At 40.1% G+C, this 15,617-nt stretch carries 10 protein-coding genes and 1 pseudogene; 1 reads left to right on the top strand and 10 read right to left on the bottom strand.

Going from position 1 to position 15,617, the window contains the following annotated elements:
• Positions 1 to 28: 28 nt before the first annotated feature.
• From lacG to K6969_RS01795, 9 genes are all read right to left on the bottom strand, one after another.
• Positions 29 to 1,435 carry a 6-phospho-beta-galactosidase gene (lacG, locus tag K6969_RS01835; protein ID WP_029173086.1) on the bottom strand — a complete coding sequence of 469 codons (1,407 nt, stop codon included), beginning with the start codon at positions 1,433 to 1,435 and terminating at the stop codon, positions 29 to 31.
• 240 nt (positions 1,436 to 1,675) lie between these two features.
• Entirely contained in the window at positions 1,676 to 3,355 is a 1,680-nt protein-coding gene (locus K6969_RS01830) for a lactose-specific PTS transporter subunit EIIC (RefSeq protein ID WP_029173087.1), read from the bottom strand.
• Complete coding sequence (locus tag K6969_RS01825) at positions 3,355 to 3,672, bottom strand: PTS lactose/cellobiose transporter subunit IIA (protein WP_003048451.1); 318 nt, start codon at positions 3,670 to 3,672, stop codon at positions 3,355 to 3,357. Before K6969_RS01825 ends, K6969_RS01830 begins: the two co-directional genes overlap by 1 nt.
• 181 nt (positions 3,673 to 3,853) lie before the next feature.
• Positions 3,854 to 4,687, bottom strand: coding sequence for a PRD domain-containing protein (locus K6969_RS01820; RefSeq protein WP_029173088.1), 834 nt, complete (start codon positions 4,685 to 4,687; stop codon positions 3,854 to 3,856).
• Between the two features lie 188 nt (positions 4,688 to 4,875).
• Complete coding sequence (gene lacD, locus K6969_RS01815) at positions 4,876 to 5,853, bottom strand: tagatose-bisphosphate aldolase (RefSeq protein ID WP_029173089.1); 978 nt, start codon at positions 5,851 to 5,853, stop codon at positions 4,876 to 4,878.
• Position 5,854: 1 nt separating this feature from the next.
• Positions 5,855 to 6,787: a tagatose-6-phosphate kinase gene (locus tag K6969_RS01810; RefSeq protein WP_029173090.1), complete on the bottom strand. Its 933-nt coding sequence runs from the start codon at positions 6,785 to 6,787 to the stop codon at positions 5,855 to 5,857.
• A gap of 9 nt (positions 6,788 to 6,796) precedes the next feature.
• On the bottom strand, positions 6,797 to 7,312 hold the full coding sequence (gene lacB / locus K6969_RS01805; protein ID WP_002941130.1) for a galactose-6-phosphate isomerase subunit LacB: 516 nt from the start codon (positions 7,310 to 7,312) through the stop codon (positions 6,797 to 6,799).
• Between the two features lie 26 nt (positions 7,313 to 7,338).
• On the bottom strand, positions 7,339 to 7,761 hold the full coding sequence (gene lacA / locus K6969_RS01800) for a galactose-6-phosphate isomerase subunit LacA (protein ID WP_029173091.1): 423 nt from the start codon (positions 7,759 to 7,761) through the stop codon (positions 7,339 to 7,341).
• A gap of 205 nt (positions 7,762 to 7,966) precedes the next feature.
• Entirely contained in the window at positions 7,967 to 8,734 is a 768-nt protein-coding gene (locus K6969_RS01795; RefSeq protein WP_029173092.1) for a DeoR/GlpR family DNA-binding transcription regulator, read from the bottom strand.
• A gap of 736 nt (positions 8,735 to 9,470) precedes the next feature.
• On the opposite strand from K6969_RS01795, the pseudogene K6969_RS01790 reads away from it, so the two are divergent.
• Positions 9,471 to 10,329: pseudogene (locus tag K6969_RS01790) on the top strand (IS630 family transposase); the annotation flags it as partial.
• Here K6969_RS01790 and K6969_RS01785 read toward each other — a convergent pair.
• A complete protein-coding gene (locus tag K6969_RS01785) occupies positions 10,315 to 15,330 on the bottom strand; it encodes a SpaA isopeptide-forming pilin-related protein (protein WP_321537446.1) in 5,016 nt (1,671 codons plus the stop codon). The pseudogene K6969_RS01790 and the gene K6969_RS01785 overlap by 15 nt on opposite strands.
• Positions 15,331 to 15,617 lie beyond the last annotated feature (287 nt).

Raw genomic sequence — 15,617 nt, 5'->3', positions numbered from 1 at the left:
ACTTGAGCTAGGCATCCTTGTATTAGTTTTATTCAATAACCTGTGTTTCTGCTACTTTTTTATACCAATAAGCACTTTTCTTTGGATAACGTTCTTGGGTCTCAAAGTCAACATAGAACAATCCATATCGTTTCTCGTATCCATTTGACCAAGAAAATACATCCATCAAGGACCAGATGAAATAACCTTTAACATTGGCACCATCTGAGATAGCATCTGAAATCACTTCTAAATGCTTTTTCACGTAGTCGATTCGACCATCGTCATAGACTGTACCATCTACAAACTCATCTTTATAGCCTAGGCCATTTTCAGTGATGTAGATTTTCTTATAGTTTGGATAGTCATTTTTCACACGCATGATTTGATCATAAAGGCCTTGCGGATAGATAATCCAATCCCAGTCCGTTTTTGGAATATCAACTGGAGATTCTCTACGACCGACTCCTTTGATTTGATACTTAGAACTTCCCTTTTCACCTTTACCATTATGGATAATTTCAGTCTCACCGTCATGAGCCCTCATCCAATCACTCATATAGTAATTGATGCCCAAGAAGTCGTTCAAATCTTTTGCGGCATCTAAGGCAGCGAAGTCTTCATCACGAAGGTCTAATTCCCCACCATTTACTTTCAGAATATGTCGAACGCCTTCAAGCGTTTTTTCAGAATAGTAACCCAAGTATGTAGCATCGAGGATAAATTTATTGTGAATAATATCTTCAAGTTCCGCTGCACGGACATCATCTGGATTGGTTGGGTCATAAGGATATTTCGTTGGCAATGCGTGTACAACACCAATTTCTCCGCTATATCCAGCATCCTTGTAGAGCTTAACTGCCTTGGCATGTGAAACCATCATATTGTGGTGAGATTGGAATACCTTAGCTAAGTCATACTGAATCCCTGGCGGGAACTTACCTACAAGATACTGTCCATCACCAATTGGACCGATTTCATTAAAGGTTGTCCAGTAATTCACTTCAGGGAATTCTTTGAAGCAAAACGCTGCATAATTGACGAAGTGTTCAATGTTATCTCGATTCAGAAAGTCACCATTAGAATGTAGCGTTTCTGGTGTATCGAAATGGTGAAGCGTTACAAATGGTTCTACGTGACGTTTATGGCATTCCGCAAATAATTTATGGTAAAACTCTACTCCCTTTGGATTCACTTCTCCAAAGCCTGTTGGGAAGATACGAGACCACGCAATCGAAATCCGAATGCCATTCACACCAAACTGTTCACTTAGTTCTAAATCAACTGGGTAACGATTATAAAAATCAGAAGCTGGTTCCGCAGTGTACCAGTAATTATCTTCTAGATACTTGTCCCACGCAACACGACCTTTCCCATCCGTCTGTGTAGCACCCTCTGCCTGATATGCAGCAGTTGCTCCACCAAATATAAAATCTTTCGGTAATGTTTTAACCATATTCCTACCTTCTTCTATCAAAAATAAATAAAGGGGTAGGGGTAGGAGTTGGAGATGATAACTCCCTCCCCTTTTGATTAAGAACCTGTATTCACAAGTGAAGTGCTTGTAGTTAAGAGATAGTTTTTCGCTAATCAAGGCGGTTTTTTGAGGGAATACTGACTGTATTTTGAAAAAAACTAACAATGAGTAGCTGAAAAACTAGCCTTAGATGGAAGTGCTGAACTGTGAATATAGGTTCTAAAACTGTTGTTTGACAAAGTCAAGAGCACCTTGACCATCTCGTGTGAGTTTAATGTATTGAGCCCCTTCAGTTTTGGCAAGTTTAATACCCAATGCATCGGTTTCTTGTTTAATGTCATCGTAGTTTGATGCTACTTGAGGTGCAAGGATGACTAATTGATACTCTGGCAAAATCTCACGGTGCGCCCCATAACTTCCTGCTGTAGCTGTAACTGGAACACCATATTCTTTTGCAGCTTTAGTTAGAGCGTTGGCAAGCAATCCGCTTGTGCCACCTCCTGCACAAAGTACCAGAACGTTGGTTTGTTCAGAAATTTCGGTATCAACTGCAGCTTTTTCAAGAATAGCATCCGCTTTGGCAGTATTAAAGTTAGCCGCCACTTTCTCTTTCAAGCTATTTTCAACTTTCCCTGATTGTTCTTCAGCAAGAATTTGCTCATCGTAAACTTTCAAGAATGGATAATAGATAAGTACATCGACAAATACCAACAAGATAGCTAGTGCAAAGGCAAGTGGAGCAAAGTTTGTTCCCATTACAATCCCCAATGGTCCCGGAGTTGTCCATGGCAAGTTAACGCTGAAACTGTTCATTTTTAGCGTATCAACAAAGAATTTGAAAATCCATACGTTAGCAATTGGAGCTAAAATAAATGGAACAAAGAATACTGGGTTGAGTACAAGTGGTGCACCGAACAAGATCGGTTCGTTTACACCAAAGAAAGTTGGAACAACTGAAGCACGTCCAATTGCTTTATTTCGTTTAGACTTAGTCAACCACATAAACATGAATGGCACAACCAAGGTAGCACCTGTACCACCCATTGTCACGATAAACATTTGAGTACCTGAAGTCAGGATTTTGTCCGCATGTTGACCCGCCTGTAGAAGCTGGAAGTTGGTTTCAATATTGGCATAAGTAATGGCTGCAATTGCTGGTTCCACAATAGATGGACCATGAATCCCTACAAACCAGAACAAAGCATAGGCACCAAAGATAATTGTAATACCAACATAACCATCTGCGGCAGTAAACAGAGGCTCAAATAATTTCAGAATCGCCTCAGCAACGTTTGTTCCAAGGAATTGACGTGTCACAAGATCAATTCCATACAAGACAAAGATAGACAATGCATATGGAATCACATCTTTAAACGCCTGGGATACGTTCGGTGGAACTTCGTCTGGCATACGAATGGTGACATTGTTTTTCACACAGACCTTATAGATATTAACCGTAATGAAGGCTGCCAGAAAGGCTGTCAAAAGTCCCTTAGTTCCCATGTAACCATTGGCAAATCCACCTTCAATACCATCAGAAGCCAGTAATAAAAAACCTGAAATTGAGGCAATCATTGTTGAAATGAAGTTGATTTGATTGGTTTTTGGCAATTGACGGTTAAACGCATCTGTCAAAGATTTTGCGGTCGTTCCTGCAACTAGGACAGCTACAATACCCATTGTATAACCGTAAGGTTTCATGATAGCCGCAACTGCTTCATCAGACCAAGTAAAACCAAAGATATTAGGAACAAAAGCCACCAATAGGAAGATACTTGAGAACAAGATAACCGGCATGGCAGCGATAAAACCATCACGGATAGCCCTTAAATAAGGGTTTCTCGAAATCTTTTCAAAGAAAGGCTTCCCTTTCTCAATGAATTCAATCAATTTATTCATTACTTATCACCTCGTTTGTAAAGTTCAATCATATGACTCATCATATCTTTCAATAACAATGTTGTCATGAGATGGTCTTGACCATGCATGAGCGTCACACTAAAGGCTAAATCCTCACCAGCCGCTTCTTTCTGCAACAAACTTGTCTGAGCGTGGTGGGCTTCAACAATACAAGCATTGGCCGCTTCAACTAGTTCTTCTGCTTTTGCATAGTCGCCTTTTTGAGCCGCAGCCAGCGCCTCCATCAAACGAGAACGAGCATCACCAGCGAATGCAACAATCTCAAAACCTAATAACGTAATTTCTTCTCTGTTCATAATATGAACCTCCTATTTTTTATGTACTCAATGGAAATACCATTCAGACTAGGCGACGAAAACGTAGATAGAACTCTGTTCCCCTCTCATCTCAATGGAACAGGCTGAAAACCTCCACTGGAGCTTTTCACTCATCAAGTTGAGGCAACAACGTCTGAATTGGATTTACGAAGAGTATGATTTACAATAACCGTTGAATATGTAGTACAATATAGAACCTTTCACTATCATTTACTGGCTCATCTACCAATGATGTAATCATCTCAAAAATCTGACTTCCAACCTGATGGGCTCTTGGATTCTGGAGCTTGATGTACTGTTCCAAACTAGCAATCGATTCATTTGACTGATGGGATCTATCTAAGTAATTCAGAAAATAGGACAAATGAATCATAAAGCGATCATAAAAATTGCTATTTTCTTTTGTGCGTTTAATCCCATTCTCTATCAAAATTTGTTCAACCTCAGCAATAATTTTCTTACTGATGTCATGTTCTTCACTAGTGGGATGAATTGTTTCACCCTTTGCATTGATTAAGTGAAGTGCAATTTTACCAATCTCATCATTTGGAAAATCATTTAGCAACTTTTCACGAAACATAGCTAAGGCTTCACGCGCCATTTTATATTCCAATGGATATTCGGCTGAAATATTGGGTAGCCTACTTTCTTGATAACTATTCTTTAAAACCGCCTGATATGCACAATAGATATGATCTGTCAGTGTCACATATAGATATTCTTGTACAGGGTAATGATAAGTTTCTACCAGATGATTGATAACCGTGTAGGTTGCAGAAATAAAATCTAAGGGAATATCTTTTAATAAGGTTAGAAAATTTTCTTTGGCTTCATCATTTTTTAGCGAAAAGATATTTTCTATCTTGTCCTTAACAATTAAATCTCCCTTTTTCTTTTGAAAGGTTATACCTAATCCCATCACGACCGCCTGTTCCCCATGTTCATTTTTCACCAAGGCAGCGTTATTATTTAGTGACTGTATAATCCTAAACATATATCCCTCCTATATTTTTAAGCAAAAAAAGACTACAAACAAACCGAGAATATCCTACTCTCAAATCCATTTGTAGTCTTGCCTAATCGAATTAGTTACAATCCACTCTATTCTTGCTGATGAGATTATTATAGCATATTCTCAGAAAATGTAAACCCTTTCTTTTAAGAAAATGGTTATTTTTTCAATTATTTTTCTAGCCAAGAAGTTGCTGTTTGAGACAAGACTGCATCAAGTCCCTCAATATTTTCACGACCAACAGTACGTAACCATTCACGCGCAGCTTCTTCGCCTTGTTCAATATAGACTGGCACAACACCCGCCCACGTCGCACGACCGCAGAGAACACCGTTAAATTTTGCACCTGCTTCATGAGCAAACACCAGAGTATCTTGGAAGAGTTTAGCTGAGACACCTGCACTAAGATAAATGTATGGCAAGTCCGTTGATGCTTCTTGCTGACGGAAATATTCAGCTGCTTCTTCTTTTGTATAGACGACTTCCCCTGTTCCAAAGCCTTCTACAAAATTCATGTTCACAGGTACCTCTACCTTGAGAACATCTACTCCAAAGCGTTCATCCGAAAATACTTTCATAGCCTCATTTACTTTTCGAGGTTTGACTTTTGCAAATTCCACACTGGCATTGTCTTCAATCGTTTCATCATAGCTCAAAATTTCCAAGAAGAATGGTAAACCTTCAGCCTGACATTCTGAACCCAAGCGTTCAATATAGGCATGTTTTTGAAGATTGACGTATGGATCACCATCAACATCATAGTAGAGTAAGAACTTGATAGCATCTGCCCCTGCTTCTTTTAGTCGTTTTACAGTCCACTCTACTAGGCAATCTGGTAAGCGACTAGTAGAGCTTGTATCATAGCCAGTTTTTTCATAAGCTAGGAGCAAACCGCACTGCTCGTCACGGGCGCGTGATGCTGGCAAACCAAATTCAGGATCTAACAGAATTGAGGAAGAAAACTGTGTTAATTCTTCTGAAACTAGTGTCTTTAGTTCTTCCATCTGCTCCACAGTAGGTTCTTCTGTCTGATGTTTTGCCATCATTTTTTTCAGGGCGCCACGTTGGTCAAAAGCTAAAGCTGAAATAATACCTGCTTTATTGCTTATTTTTTCCATGTATTTTCTTTTATCTGCTGTTACTACCATATTATACCTCTTCGACTTCGATTTGAGAATACAACGATTCTGCATTTTCTAAATTGACAAAACCTGTCTGTTCTTCCTGGGCATTTAACATGCCTAAAACATTAGCCTTTTTAAGTAATTCTATATCAGGTAAGGCATGTACCAAACTAGCTGCAATACCTGCAACAGTTGAATCTCCTGATCCTACTGGATTGACGACTTTGATTTTTGGAATTCTGACACGATAGAACTTGTCATTGTGCTTGGCAAAAGCCCCCTGTGCCCCTAATGAGACGACTATCCACTCAATTCCTTGGAAAAGTTGACCAGACAAAACTGATTTCAACTCTTGAATATCATCAGTAACTTCTTTACCAATCAGTTGTGATAACTCCTCTGTATTCGGCTTAATCACTGTCGGCTTCTGCTGGCTTTCTAAAACGTTTTTCAGCGCCTCACCAGAACAATCCAAAACAACAGCTACACCGCATTTTTTACAAAGTTCTACAATCTCAACATAATAATTGCTAGCAAGTCCCTTAGGCAAACTTCCTGAAATAACAACTACATCTACATTGTTCAGAATAATTTCGAGGTGTTCGATAAAATTCAAGGCTTCATGTTCTTGAATAGTTGGGCCTTGTTCTAAAATCTCCGTCTGTTGTCCATCGTGAAGAACCGCAATACAGTTACGTGTTTCGCTCCCAATTTCCACAAAGGAATTTTTAATATCATTTCGAGTGAGTTGTTTCTTTACATAACTTCCAATCTCACCGCCAATAAAGCCTGTTGCTACAACATCTTCACCAATTTGTTTCAAAACTCGTGTGACATTGAGCCCCTTGCCTCCAGCTGTTTTTTGAACTTTTTCTACTCGATTGACCGCATCCAAATGAAAGGTATCCAATTGATAGGCAATATCAACCGACGGATTTAAAGTGATTGTTAAAATCATGAGAGCCTCCTAGTCGTGATATTCTCCACGATCCCACTTTTCAAGAAATTCCGTAAAGAACTCTGGATTAGCCTGCTCTTGATTGAGCGTTTCAACTGCAGCAATCTTTTCAATCAAACGTTTGTTTGCTTCAGTTGGTTTGTATTCTGCTTTAATGAAGGCTTCAATGATGTCGCACATGAGCAACTCACCTGTAATCTTTCCTCCAAAACCAATGACGTTGGCATTTAACTCTTCTTTTGCATAGAGTGCGGAGGTCATATCACGAACCAGGGCTGATCGAACACCAGGAACCTTGTTTACAGCATTGTTGATTCCAACACCTGTTCCACAAATACAAATTCCCAAATCTGCTTGTCCGCTTGCAACAGCTTCACCAACTTTTTTACCAAAGATTGGGTAATGAGTACGAACATTATCATAAGTCCCAAAGTCCAATACTTCATATCCTTGATTTTTCAAATAATCTACCACAGCGATTTTTTCATAGGTTACAATGTGGTCACAACCGATTGCAATTTTCATCTCTTATTCTCCTTTGTTTACAACAATTAGCACATTTTATTTAGCATATCAACACGAATTTGGTGACGGCCACCATCATACTCACCTTCAACAAATCCTTTAACGATATTTTTAGCAATTCCCTCTCCTACAATCTCACTACCGATTGTAATAATACGCGAATTGTTGTGTCCTCTTGTCATATAGGCAGAACGTTCGTCTGAAACTTCTGCAGCGATTATGCCTTTGACTTTAGTTGCGGTCATAAATGGACCAACACCATAAGCATCAATCACAATGCCAAGATTTCCTTCCTGTTGGTTAACTTCTGCAACTACTGCCAAAGTTGTATCAACAAAATCACTTCCATCACTGACATCTTTAAAGTCATATGATTTTTCTAGCAAATAATCTTTAATAACGTCTTTTAGTTTTGAACCCGCTGGATCAGCACCGATAATGATTGTCATAACCTATCTCCTAACAAAAATAGAAAGTTGTAGCCATATTTGGCAGAAAATCTCTGTTTTGCAAAACTTAGAAAAAGCGTTTTCGCTTTTTATGTTTAAATTATACAACCAAACAAACACAAAGTCAACATATTTTGTTTTATTTTTGTTTATTTTTTTCGTATGCAAACAAAAAACCAACATTTCGCTGTTGGTTTTGATAACTTTATGATTTTGTAGTGATAATTTCGATGTGCTTACTTAATAATTGGTAATTTTCATCCTTTGCATTCATGTCTGTCACTAGAGCAGTTATATCATTCAAATCACAAAAGGAAGTAAAATCATCTTTTCCAATTTTTGAGGCATCTAGCAGAAGATATTTTTCTAAAGAATGTTTGATGGCAATATTTTGCGTATAGGCTTCGGCTAGGGTAGAGGTCATGACATCCGTTCCCTTAAGTCCGTTACCTGAAAAGAAAATTTTGCTGAATCGCATTTTTTCTAAACTTGTATTGGTAATTTCTCCTACAAAAGATTCTGTCACTTGGCGATATTCTCCTCCAAGAAGAAAGACTTGAAAATCCTCTGTCTTTTTTTGTGATAAGATGGTAAAAACAGGCATACAGTTTGTGATGACAGTTAGACGAGGATTTTTAATGGCCTCAGCCAGAAAGGCCACTGTTGTTCCTGGACCTAAAAATACCGTGTCTCCATCTTCTATCAGTTGTGCCGCCCTTTCTGCTATCTCTTGCTTGGCTTCCTTATTTTGAATGTGTTTCTCAGAATGGGAATATTCCCGATATTGAAAAGCCTTATTACTTCTAGCACCGCCATGGATTTTGGTTAAGACCCCCTGCTCTTCCAATTCAATAAAATCACGTCGAACTGTCATATCAGTAACATTTAGCAATTCAACAATCTCAGAAATTCGAACCGTACCTTTTTTATTTACCAAACGTGTAATTTCTTCTAATCGTTCTCGTTTATTCATGTTTAATCCTTTGTTGTTTTTTTACATTATATCAAAAATCAACAAGAAGATGTTGGAAATTTTAACATTTGTTCGAAATTGATTGGAGGTTATTTTCTAGCATCGTTTGTTTGGAAGATATCACATTAAGTGAAAACAACGAGAGCAGGAGTTCTAAAACGAAAGATCATTATGTTAATTTTTGAACATCGCCAAAAATATTTCCTATATTTTCTAATACATCTTCATAGGTATTAGAAATATAAATTACATGAAGATTTATTTTTGCTCTTGAGCACGCTACATAAAGTAAGTTACGAATTTCTTGAAATCTATTATCCTCAAAAGTTGTAGAATTATAATTTTTAAAAAATATTTACAATAATCAGTTTTTCTAGCAAATTTATCCTGTAAAATAACAACTACATTATCAAATTCTAGTCCTTTTGACCCGTGCAAGGTATAATAGCTATCAATACTTTTTATCTCCTCTTCAGATTTACTTTCAATATTCTCTTGGTACCAATCTGATAACATATTTATACTGTTCAAAAAACAAAAACTAACGTATAATAGATTTATGAAACTTACTATCGAACAAACAAACGAATTAAAAACTTATTTGAAAGATAAAACCTATTCCCCATTTCATAGACGACTTCAAGTAATCCTGTTCAGAGCCGAAGGTCTCAGTTATAGAGAAATCACTAACCTTATCGGCTATTCAAAGTATACAATCTGGTCCTTACAAGGCAAGTATGAGCTTGGTGGGATTTCAGCTCTAGTAAGAGAAACGCGAGGTGGACGGAACCGTCAATATTTAACCCTTCAAGAAGAGGAAGCATTTCTAAAAGAACAGTTAACAGCTTCACTAAATGGCGAATTTGTGACCATAAACTCTCTCTACGAAACTTATCAGAAACGGGTTGGACACCCTACGACCAAGGAAGGATTCTATGCCCTTCTGAAACGCCATGGTTGGCGCAAAGTGACGCCAAGACCAGAACACCCTAAAAAAGCAGACGCCGAAACGATTCTAGCGTCTAAAAATAAAATCTTCATTCACGAAAATAGGAAAGCGCTTCAAGAATAGTCGTCGCTATCATAAAGTCAGACTAATGTATCAAGATGAGGCGGGTTTCGGTCGGATTAGTAAAATTGGAAAGGCCTGGGCACCAAAAGGGGTGAGACCGCATGTACATAGCCACTATATTCGTGAGTATCGCTATTGCTATGGTGCTATTGATGCCCATACAGGAGAGTCCTTCTTCATTATCGCTGGGGGTTGCAATACAGATTGGATGAATGTTTTTCTCAAACAACTATCTGAAGCTTATCCTGACGATTATATTTTATTAGTGATGGACAATGCCGTTTGGCATAAATCAAGTACCTTAGAGAAACCACATAATATTGGTTTTGAGTTTATTCCTCCCTATACTCCTGAAATGAATCCAATTGAACAAGTTTGGGCTGAGATTCGAAAGAGAGGGTTTAAGAATAAAGCTTTTAAAACACTAGATGATGTGATAAACAAGCTTCAAGAAGTGATACGAGAGTTAGATTGGTCTATTTTAAAACCAATTGTTAGTAGACGATGGTTAAAAAACACTTGATTGGTTTGATTTTGATTTTTGTTGAGTATAAATCTTGATTTCACTAGCCCCAACCTCAACCTTGTAAACAGCCTTGTCCTTGACATAGCCTTGTGGTGGACTGGTTTCTTCAAGGGTGTAAATGCCTTCTCTCAAACCGTCAAATACAAAGTTGGTATTGGCATTGGCTGTCTTTTCTATCGGAGTGAAGCTGGTATCACCGTCCTTAGTCAGTCGGAAGCTGACACTGCTAGTGATAAAGGCTCCCTGATCCTCAATCCCCTTGCTCCGCTTGGTCAGGATAAATTTCTTAGGACTTCTTTGGTTGCGGACACGGATTTCAACAGTATCTGCTACACCTGTCACCTGAGTGCTGTGACCATCAACCAAACCTTGATGAGCCGTATTTACCACTACAGAACCATCGGACTTGATAGTAATCGGAATCAGACCCGTCAATCGCTCGTAGCCTGCTGGCGCTGTTTCTTCTTTCAGGTAATACGTACCTGCTTGGAAAAGACTATTGCTATTGGTAAATAGGTATTCGCCATTTGTAAAGGATGAAACCTGTCCATTGATGGTCTGCCCTTGGCTGTTGACAATGGCAAAGCGGGTAGAACTTGCAATCTTCTGACCAGTTGAAGCATCAATCTTGACCAGCTTGATTTTAAAGCCTGGCTTGGTGTTTTTGACAATCCAATGATCACCTGATTTTTCTAGCAGACTACTGCCTTGGTAAATTTGGAATTCCACTCGTTTGCTGGTTTGATTGACTGTTCCGACCACGCGGTATTCTGTGGCAGCTGCTTGATAGTCTTCTGGTGCCTGTTCCTCTATTAGATAGTAGGTGCCTGCTGCCAGGCCTGTGAAGGATACCAAACCTTCTGCATTGGTTTCGCTGGAACTAGCCACTAACTTGGTCTTGTCACTATTCCACAAGCTAAATCGTGCCCCAGATAATGACTGGCTTTTATCTGCATTGGTTTTCTTAAGGGTGAAGCCTCCCTTGATGAGGGTATTGGTAATGCTGTAGTCTGTGACTGTTGACAGGTAGTTAGATGGTGGATTAAGTTCCCTGACACTATAAACGATTCTTGCCCCTTGGTTATTGGTTTTAGGTAGGTTGCCAAATTCATATCTCCAACCATTGGCAGAGGTCAAGGTGCGAGTATTACTTGCCCCATCAGGATAGACATAGGGTTGACCGTCTGCCAACAACTGCACTTGGACAGAGGCAGGTCGATCCGCCTCCGTGTCACCTAGCCAAGACTTGGAACCACGGATGATGATTTCTGGGTTACACAGCTCCCTTGCTCCACCTGTCATATCGGTAAAGGTAGAGCTTGAAATGTTATTGGCTTGTGTATTAGGAAGTGGACTAAATTCAAATACCGTGTTCTCATTCGTATCACGATTTGGCAAACGCTCTGTCCTTCCCCTAGTAGGATTAAGCGTTCCTACTGTTTTGATTGGTGTGCCACCGCCTCTTGGTTGAATAACAGATGTGACAAATAGACGCTGAAATCTGTCTACGTAAGAAATACCCTCAATAGAGGTATCTTGGTTCATGCCATCCCAAAAGGAATTGACTTGACCGGGTACACGAAAACTTCCGACTCGTATCGGCCGTTCATAGGTACCTTGTGAGACATCCGTAGCCTTGCCATTGCCATCTCTTGGACCATTGTACTTCATGAGGAAAAAGTAATAATTGGCCCGAACTGGGGCAGAAAGCGCTCCAACATGGAAGAGATTTTCGTGACCTGTAAAGAGAATGTCCCCATTATCATACTGGATGATGTCCCCATCCGATACCCCTGTGTAGGTATTGGCATTGGCCTTGAGAGGGAAGCGGGCATCCAACTTTCTGACTGGAGCTACAAGTCCCCTGCCAGAAGGATCAACCAAATCACTAAGACGGTACATGTAGATATTAGGGTCTGCTAAAATCTTGACCAGCAGGTACTTACCATCCACCGTCGTTTCCATGGAATTGACCTTTCGGAAATCAGGATGGATGTGCTTGCCATCTTCATTTCGCTCTGAGTGGGTTATTTCTGATAGGGGAACCAATTGACCATTTCGCTGACCACCCAGGGTAGCCAGGCGGACCAGAGAGCCATTGGTCCCCTTATGGGTATCCATAACTGCAACTCTACCATCTTGGTTGACACCGTAGATATAACCTCTTGTTCGGTCATAGGCTATCCCGTAGCCATAGGTATTGCTACCCTGATTGGTCGGAAAGAGTATTGTTTTGGTCAGCGTCACACCATTTACCAACATATGTGCAGCATTCTCCGTTGCTACCCATAAAATCGCTGGAGCATTCGGGTCTGCACTACATGTACCCGTCAGGGAGCCTTCATAGTTGATGATTTTCCATTGATTGTGACCCGTTTCCTGATAATCTGCATACCAGTCGGAAACAGGATCCTCCTTGACAGAATAGTTATAGGTTTCATGGTTGTTATCATATTTAGGCAGATCGGTAAATGTCTTGGTCTGTGTTCCACCACTTGAATTGAGGGTGAACTGTTGTCCCTGTCCATAGACTTCTCCATTTCGCATCAAACGGACGACAACTTGCTGATTGGAAGCAGGTCTATCGGCCCACTCTTTTGTGAATGTGACACTAACTTTTGCACTTGCTGGATTTTTCAGCTTATTGGGTACATAAATGGTTGATGGACGACCGATTGAAATAGCAATCGGTTCTGCATAGACCTGATGGTTGTTATCGGTGGAGAGTTGGTAGAGCATGTAGTCCCTGTCCGTAGACAAAGGCAAGTCAACTTCATAAACTCCGTTGGTGTTCGTAATGGTAAACTCTCGACTGGAACCATCCGGGTGAACCAAGCGGAAACGAGAACCTTGTATAGGGATAGCAGAGTCCCCAGCCTCATGGTTGACGATGGTCAATCGGTTAAACTGTTTTCTTGGGAGATACATATTCTGCTGTTTGCTATTGGTCAATGGATCAAGACGGATATTGCCTTCCAAAATCGTTCCCGTCAACTCATACTCATAAGGTGCCTCTATAATCTTGACCTCATAGGTTCGCTCTTTTGAAAGGTTTTTGAAGACCAGCTGCCCATTGCTATCTGACACACCCACGTAGGTATTGCCCAAATCGTCCGTCAAGCGTAACTTGACATTTGGAACCGTCTGCGAACGGTTTTGGTTATCGAAAACACTGACAAATAGCTTGCCATAGGTTTCAACATCATAGGGGTTGTTGAGGAATTTGACATCCACAAATTCTGCATACTCATTACGAGGAGGTGGAATCTCAAATTTACCATCCTTTGGAGAGGCCATATAGCCTTCTGGACTACTAATCTGTGTAATGGTGTAACTCCCCTGGGTCAGACCTGAGAGAGTTGCTAGACCTTGGGCATTGGTTGTGATAGTCTGTCTCACACCGCTGCTCCCCGTCACAAGGAAAGAAGCGTTCGCGATTGGTGTCCGCTCATCTTCACTAGAGACAACTGTCAGACGCAAGGTGGTGCTGGTGCGCCCACCTGTAGGAATCGGTCCCGATGTAGTCGCACTATTCTTACGAACATTTGAAAAAGTAACTACGCCTGTTTGTTTATTAGCTGTTAGAGTCACTCTACTGGAAAGAGTCGCCAACCGATAAGCATCTGGTGTAGTCATCTGGACGACTTCGTACTCACCAAACGGAATCCCTGATATAGTGAGGTTTCCGGCATTGTCTGTCGTCGCTTCTCTGACAAACCGAGGATCTGTCACTCCACGGATTTCAAAGCGTGAGCCTTGGATACCTGTTGTCGTTACAGTATTATTGGCATATTCTCGTAGCTGAACAGTAATGGTTCCTGTTGTCGGAGTATCCGCTGACCTCCTCATACGAACTCTTCTTATACTCGTTCCCTCTGCCGATGGCAATTCTTGTCTTCTATAATTGAAAATCTGTAAGATAGTATCCTGCTCAGCCTGTAGGGAAATATCTTGAACAGATGCAACTTCAAAGCCTTCTACCGAAGTGATTTGACTCACTTGATACTCACCCAAAGGTAAGTCTTTCCAGTCTAAAATCCCCTGCTCATCAGTGCGGCCGTTATAACTTATTTCTGGATTTTCTACAGAGCTAATAGAAAACTCCGCACCTGCGATGGGCTTGCTAGGTTGCAAGACACCTTCTTCATGTTCTCGTAATACCAAGCGTAGATTAGCTGTTTGAATGGCTAAAGCTTGTTCTTCTTGTATCACCTCTTCGCCTTCAGGTACTGGATTAGACTGCGTGTTGTCAGAAGTAGATTCAGAAGTTTCTGGAATTGGCTGCTCGGTATCGGAGGCTACGGAATCAGTCACCATCTCTATACTATTCCTTTTGACCAATTCTTCAAATGTTTTCCAGTCTTCTGTTAAGATGGTCTTATAATCTGATGACAGAACGGCCATAAATTGACCAGTTTGTAGCGGCTTCTTTATCTTCAAGCGTAGCAGAATTTCCTCGTATCTCCGCTCAGGCTTCTCTTCATCTACCTTCCACTCTATATGGCGTTCAGGCTCTGGCTTGATTTTGATGGAGTAATAGCCTAGACCATATACAGGCAAGGAAGCTTCTAGAGAATCCTGTGTTGCAACAGTTGGGGCAACTTCCTGCTCAGGAAATTCCTTGGGCACATCTTCTTCACGATAGTCTTCATCCTTGACAAAACCTGGTGGAAGTTTTTCCTTTGGAACCCCTTGCTCATCCAGCTGACTTTCCAGTTCCAGCTCATTCTGGACTACCAAGCTAAGCCCCTTGCTGATGTCTACTCCCTCTTCAATCTGGACAATCACATCTAGCCTATCGAGCTGCTTTTGACTGGTATCTAGCTTAATGGCCAGCTTTTGACCATCTTCCTTCAGATGTTCTAGATACTTAGTCCGAATGGTTAGTGGCGTTGTAGCACTAACTGATTCCGAAAAAATTGTTATCGGTAGCCGAATAATATCCAGACATAGAACAAGTAATAAGAAAGAACTAAAAAAGTATCTTACCTTTTTCATAACTTTTCTCCATTTCATTTACTTATATGCATAATTATTATTTATCACATTGTCATTTCAGCTAAATTATACCAAATTTTTCAAAAAATAAAAGTAGTTTACAGCAAAAAAACAAACAAATTCCACTGATATATATATATATATATATATATATATATGCAAATGCGATTTTTTCAGCAGTTTTCAGGGAGTTATGAAAAAGTCTTTGAAATTTTCTTGGTTCCAATCATACAAATATATATCGTTTTCATATATGTTTATTATGTCTATTTATACTCATTGCATGA

Origin of the sequence: Streptococcus suis (genome assembly GCF_019856455.1) — a bacterium.
Taxonomy (GTDB): Bacteria; Bacillota; Bacilli; order Lactobacillales; family Streptococcaceae; genus Streptococcus; species Streptococcus suis_AE.
This window is presented reverse-complemented; position numbering and strand designations above follow the sequence as displayed.

Excerpts from the sequence above, each read along its gene's own strand:
- lacD (WP_029173089.1), bottom strand. The coding sequence starts at position 5,853 with ATGGTAGTAACAGCAGATAAAAGAAAATACATGGAAAAAATAAGCAAT.
- K6969_RS01830 (WP_029173087.1), bottom strand. The coding sequence starts at position 3,355 with ATGAATAAATTGATTGAATTCATTGAGAAAGGGAAGCCTTTCTTTGAA.
- lacB (WP_002941130.1), bottom strand. The coding sequence starts at position 7,312 with ATGAAAATTGCAATCGGTTGTGACCACATTGTAACCTATGAAAAAATC.
- K6969_RS01825 (WP_003048451.1), bottom strand. The coding sequence starts at position 3,672 with ATGAACAGAGAAGAAATTACGTTATTAGGTTTTGAGATTGTTGCATTC.
- K6969_RS01795 (WP_029173092.1), bottom strand. The coding sequence starts at position 8,734 with ATGAATAAACGAGAACGATTAGAAGAAATTACACGTTTGGTAAATAAA.
- K6969_RS01785 (WP_321537446.1), bottom strand. The coding sequence starts at position 15,330 with ATGAAAAAGGTAAGATACTTTTTTAGTTCTTTCTTATTACTTGTTCTA.
- K6969_RS01820 (WP_029173088.1), bottom strand. The coding sequence starts at position 4,687 with ATGTTTAGGATTATACAGTCACTAAATAATAACGCTGCCTTGGTGAAA.
- K6969_RS01810 (WP_029173090.1), bottom strand. The coding sequence starts at position 6,787 with ATGATTTTAACAATCACTTTAAATCCGTCGGTTGATATTGCCTATCAA.
- lacA (WP_029173091.1), bottom strand. The coding sequence starts at position 7,761 with ATGACAATCATTATCGGTGCTGATCCAGCGGGTTCAAAACTAAAAGAC.
- lacG (WP_029173086.1), bottom strand. The coding sequence starts at position 1,435 with ATGGTTAAAACATTACCGAAAGATTTTATATTTGGTGGAGCAACTGCT.